Annotated in this window: 5 protein-coding genes; 3 read left to right on the forward strand and 2 right to left on the reverse strand. The window is 53.6% G+C overall.

Going from position 1 to position 5203, the window contains the following annotated elements:
* Positions 1–46: 46 nt before the first annotated feature.
* Together ABF287_RS09275 and ABF287_RS09280 are read right to left on the reverse strand one after the other, a co-directional pair.
* Positions 47–733 carry a flagellar hook capping FlgD N-terminal domain-containing protein gene (locus ABF287_RS09275; protein ID WP_347184728.1) on the reverse strand — a complete coding sequence of 229 codons (687 nt, stop codon included), beginning with the start codon at positions 731–733 and terminating at the stop codon, positions 47–49.
* Between the two features lie 10 nt (positions 734–743).
* A complete protein-coding gene (locus tag ABF287_RS09280) occupies positions 744–2777 on the reverse strand; it encodes a flagellar hook-length control protein FliK (RefSeq protein WP_347184729.1) in 2034 nt (677 codons plus the stop codon).
* 114 nt (positions 2778–2891) lie between these two features.
* Here ABF287_RS09280 and ABF287_RS09285 point away from each other — a divergent pair, with 114 nt between their 5' ends.
* From ABF287_RS09285 to ABF287_RS09295, 3 genes are all read left to right on the forward strand, one after another.
* Positions 2892–3185, forward strand: a complete 294-nt coding sequence (locus tag ABF287_RS09285) for a rod-binding protein (RefSeq protein ID WP_347184730.1) — start codon at positions 2892–2894, stop codon at positions 3183–3185.
* Positions 3172–3525 (forward strand): hypothetical protein, encoded by a 354-nt coding sequence (locus tag ABF287_RS09290; protein WP_347184731.1) that lies wholly within the window; start codon positions 3172–3174, stop codon positions 3523–3525. The genes ABF287_RS09285 and ABF287_RS09290 overlap by 14 nt, the downstream gene beginning before the upstream one ends.
* Positions 3526–3750: 225 nt before the next feature.
* Complete coding sequence (locus ABF287_RS09295) at positions 3751–5064, forward strand: flagellin (protein WP_347184732.1); 1314 nt, start codon at positions 3751–3753, stop codon at positions 5062–5064.
* Positions 5065–5203 lie beyond the last annotated feature (139 nt).

Genomic DNA, 5203 nt, shown 5'->3' on the forward strand with positions numbered 1-5203 from the left:
GCTCGTGTGTACAAAAAGGCCACAGGGCGATGCAACCTCTTGTCGGTTATTTGGGCGCGCGCAACGCCGATACATCGTCTGCGTTCACCTCAACGCCACCCTTGAGCACCAAAACCGTGGCGACACCTTCGGCACGTGCTTCGATGATTTCACCATAGGTATCCACTGATGTCGCTGACACGAATTCGTCGGAGGCAAAATTCTCCATCGAGAACGAATAAGTGCCCGGCGCAAACTGCGTGCCGTCATCTTTCATGCCGTCCCACTCGATGTATTCTGACCTCGCAGGGACTTCAGACGTTTGCACAACATTGCCCGCTGCATCTTTCACAATCAAAAAGGACTGATCCGCCGAAGATCTTGGGGCGGGTGCCAAAGTGATGGGGTTGCCGTCAAATTGAACGGGTGCGTTGCTGCGCGCCTCCATTCCAACCCAACCCGAAATTTGCGCCATGCCCATCACTCCCATTTGCGACGCAAGTGATTTCAACAGGTCATTCGTTTGAACTTGCTGCTCAACACCCGAAAATGTTGCGAGCTGCACCGCATAGTCCGACGATTCGATCGGGTTGAGCGGGTCTTGGTTTTTCATCTGAACCGTGAGCATTTTGAGAAAGGTCTCAAAATCCGAACTCATCGCAGAGGTTGCGGCACCGCTGCTTGCAGCAGACGCGTTTGCGGTCGCGGGGCTTGGCGATGTTGCGGGTTGGGCCGTGTTTACGTCTGGGGTCATAGTGGTTTCCTTACAATCTTAGGTCCATGCCAGCAGACCCATCCAAGTGAATCCGTGTTGGGGTCGGCATATCCGGCGCGTTGCGATCTAATCCAGTGCCCGCGGCCTCATGTGATGCTTGCGATGCAGGCTTTTTGGGATTGGAGTCGTCATCGGAAGACTGCTGTCCCCCGTGTTCGAATTGAAAGCTGCTGTTTTCATACCCAAGGTCAGAAAATTCAGCCAACAAACTGTCGGCATTGCGCCGCATCAATTCCAACGTTTCCGCACGCTCTGCGGCGACCACCACAGTCATCGCGCCAGTGTCTGACACCTGAAACGTCAGCCTAACTTTGCCAAGTTCTTCCGGCGACAAACTGATTTCAACAGGTCCATCTGGCAGTTGTCGTGCCACGTCAGCAATTTGCACAGCAAGCCGCGCAGGCAGCGCCATCGCGGGCGATTGCATCATGGTCTCGATCTGTCTGTGCGCCAATGTCGAGGCCCCCATTTCAAGGCCCCCGTAAGGAGAAATACCGTCAAGCCCGAGTGACAGCCCACGATTCACCCCACCTTTTTGCAACTCGAAGGGACTTGTTGAAGCGGCAAATAAGGTCGCATGGGCGGCAGGCGTGCTTGGTGCAACGGGCGCGTCATTTCTAGAAGTCACCACTTGAGATGTATTTGGTTTTTTGATCGTGTCGCTCGGCGGCTCGCTCAAATCAGCGTCCCGTTCAGGCGCAAAATCGACCTTGGTGCCAAAGGCCTCACGCGATTGTTCCATCGGCTTCGCGGCGACAGGCATCGGCGCGGGGGCGGATGCGGGTGCAGGCTTTTCAACGCCAACATCATTTCCAACCCCGTGAAGTTGATTTGGCGCCGCGTCGATGTGATCACTGTTTGTATCTTTGCCCACATTCGAACCAGACAAAGACGGCGGATTCGTTGTTTTCAAATCAGCGGTGGCCTCAACTGGCTGGCGCGCGGCAATAGCACGCTCCGGCGCATCCCCAAGAGGGCGTTCTTGCTTCATGCCCTCTGCAGGTGGGGCGCGATTGTCCGCACGAACCTCATGTTGACCCTCGGTTTGCATGGTCTTTTCTATAAGTGGCGCGGCCTCATTACGCTTTGCGCCTTCCACATTTTGCTCAACCGCACCCGCGGTCCCACCGGTATCGCGCAAGGTCGGCATCTCAGGTGTCGGCATATCAATAGGGTTTGCTTTAAGCGCGGCGGGGGTATGTGTCGCGTTTGCGTTTGCAGGTACATTCGATTGCGCGACTTCACTTGGGGTGTGCGGAGCCACGTCAGCAAGCACGCTTTGCGCCCGTTCCGACCGCCTTGGCAGCACTTCCTCACGGGCCTCACTGCGCGGCGCAATCGTCGTGTTTTGCTCCCCATTTGGCGCCGCATCATGAGCTTCCACGCGCCTATCATTTTGACTAGAAGTCCCCCATCCAATTTCGACAGGCTGATCCTCGCGATCTTGCTTATTCAACGGTGCGTCAGGCTCTGTCATGGACGCGGGTGCGGCCCTCTCGACAGTTGCATCTGCGACTTCAACTTTACCTGATGGTGCGCGCTCTATCGCAACATGCTCTGTGTCTGAACGTAGGTCGCGTTCGGCTGCACCAGCTTCATCTTCAAAGACATCCTCGACCAACTTCGGAGTGGCCTCAGGAGATTGTTCAACTGTTTCGACACCTTCATTCGTCTCAAGCGGTAAAGAAGATATACCCTCATCATTACTAACCTCAACATCACCAATGACTCCTGCCAAAGGGTGCTGAGGGTCGATCCCCGCAGGCAAAATGACACTTCCACCATAGGCCGCAACATCGCCAATTCCAGCTGTCAGTGGATCGATACTATCAACGTCAGGCGCATCAATGGGCGGGCTTTCCTTTACAGGCCCCTCCGCCACAGCGACCTCTACATTGACCACATCGTGAAACCGAAACGCATTCTCTGCACGCGCTGACGCGTCCAAATTGACTGCCTTCACGGGCTGACTTGGACTGCTGCCAACCAACGCAGGATGGGGCTTCGTGTTCAAAAACTGCATAACGTTCATCCGGAAATTCTTTCGCCGATGCCCTGTTATGCCCAAAGAGAGTTACCGGTTCTTTACCAGTTCACCGCTAAATAGAAAAAAACATTCAATGCGGATGAACACACAATGCAGATCACACCAATTGCGACCACACCGAATGCCAGCCTGCCAAATGCCCCGACGCAGGAAGACAAATTGCGCGATGCTTCCGAGAAACTGGAAGCTGCATTTCTCGCTGAAATGCTGAAATCTGCAGGATTCGGAAAAACATCAGAACAGTTTGGCGGCGGCACCGGAGAAGATCAGTTCTCCTCGTTCTTCGTTCAGGCGCAGGCCGAAAAAATGGTAGAGGCTGGCGGAATTGGTCTCGCAGAACAGCTTTTTGAAACATTAAAGGAGCGTGCGAATGAGCCTCTTTGAGATGGTCCCACCCAGCAAAGCCTTGAGCGATTTGTTGGAAAAAGAACATAGCGCGATTCTAAAGTCACAATTTGCCACGCTGGCATCTCTCAGTGCCTCGAAAATTGCGCTCATGAAATCTGTCGCGCGATCCAATGCGACACAGAGCGACCTTGAACGCCTCAAAACACTGTCCGAACGCAACAGCAAACTCTTGGCCGCCTCAGCCGAGGGTCTTAAATCGGCCCGCAAAAGCCTCTCTCGTTTGCGCGCACCAAACCCCGCATTTCAAACCTATGATCCCTCAGGCACGCGCCTGAACATCGATAACAAGCCATTAACTATAAAGAAAAAAATGTGAGATCTGGGTCAAATAAACACCATTTTCGTGGCAATTTTACAAACACCTTAGGAAAGTCTCAACCAATCGACCTTTATGTTCAGAGTGCACCCCAGAGGTGGCGCGGCAGACTGAGAACAGATCATCCGCACGTCGTCAGAATGACAAACCTGAAACTGTCCAAAGGGACGGGTCTCGTAAATCATACGCGCATAATGCGCTCTGAAACCGAAGGAACATAGAATCATGTCCAGCATTCTGACAAACAACGGCGCCATGGTTGCGCTTCAAACTTTGAAGTCCATCAACAGCAACCTCACAGATACGCAAAGTGTCATTTCGACCGGTAAATCAATTTCATCCGCAAAAGATAACGCCTCTATTTGGGCCATTTCAAAAGTGATGGAATCTGACGTCAAAGGCTTCAAAGGCATTTCAGACAGCCTAGCCCTTGGTGAATCAACACTCGCTGTTGCGGCTCAGGCTTCTGAAACGATCACAGACCTTTTGACAGACATCAAAGGCAAAATCGTTGCCGCACAAGAAGAGAACGTCGACCGCACCAAAATCCAAACCGACATCACCGCGCTGACTGATCAAATCAGATCCGTGGTAGGTGCTGCACAATTCAACGGTCTCAATTTGATTGACGGCGCGTCGACCGACGACATGAAAATTCTGTCATCCCTCGATCGCAACTCTGACGGCACGGTGACGGCCTCACAAATTAGCGTAGCGCGTCAAAGTCTTTCCGTGACGACCTCCGCCTCTGCAGCGGTCTTTGGCACAACCGATCCTGCAAACGCCGCTGCAGCTGCAGTCTTCATGTCGGGCGCCACCGCGACGATCGAAGATGACACATATGTCACCGCGGACCTTGGTGCATTGACAACCGGGAATGACACAACGGTCGCTATCAACCAAGTTGCGGCGGGTGTCAGTTACGAGATCAACATGACAGATCTTGCTATCAATGTCGCAGGCGGTGGAACTGCCACAGGTGACCGCGTATTCCAATATGTCGCGGGCGCGGATGACAGTGTTCAAGACGTTGCCAGAAACCTTTCAAATCAAATGAGCAGTTTCTTCGCAGCCGCAACAGATACTGGCGATTACTCCGTCGCCCTTGGCGGCACCAACGGAAACGAAATTACGATTTCCAATGCGTCTGGTGCAACCATCAACGTTGGTCAACGAATTCAGCTTGCCGGAACGCCAGGGACCTCAGCCGCGACTGGCGGCCTCGGCGCACTGCAAACAGTTGATGTAACTACCGATTCCGGCGCGACAGGTGCCCTTGCAGCGATCGATGGTCTCATCAGTCAATCCATTGATGCAGCCGCGGCATTTGGGTCGGCCCAAGGTCGCATCGAAACCCAGTCGAGCTTCGTTTCAAACCTAACTGATTCTTTGAAATCGGGTATCGGCGCCATGGTCGATGCAGATATGGAAGAAACCTCTGCGCGCCTCCAAGCTTTGCAAGTACAGCAACAGCTCGGCGTTCAAGCTCTCTCCATCGCAAACCAAGCGCCTCAATCGATCCTCTCTCTCTTCCGTTAACGACAACCAACTGGGCGCCAATAAGGCGCCCAGTTCCCGCGGCAATTTAGGCCGCGCCTAAACTTAATTGTCACCGGAAGGATCCGAAGTGAACGCTCAAGAATTGGCCCGAACGGCATACACATCGCCCGCTGCGCCC

The organism is Pacificibacter sp., from assembly GCF_039769035.1.
Classification (GTDB): domain Bacteria; phylum Pseudomonadota; class Alphaproteobacteria; order Rhodobacterales; family Rhodobacteraceae; genus Celeribacter.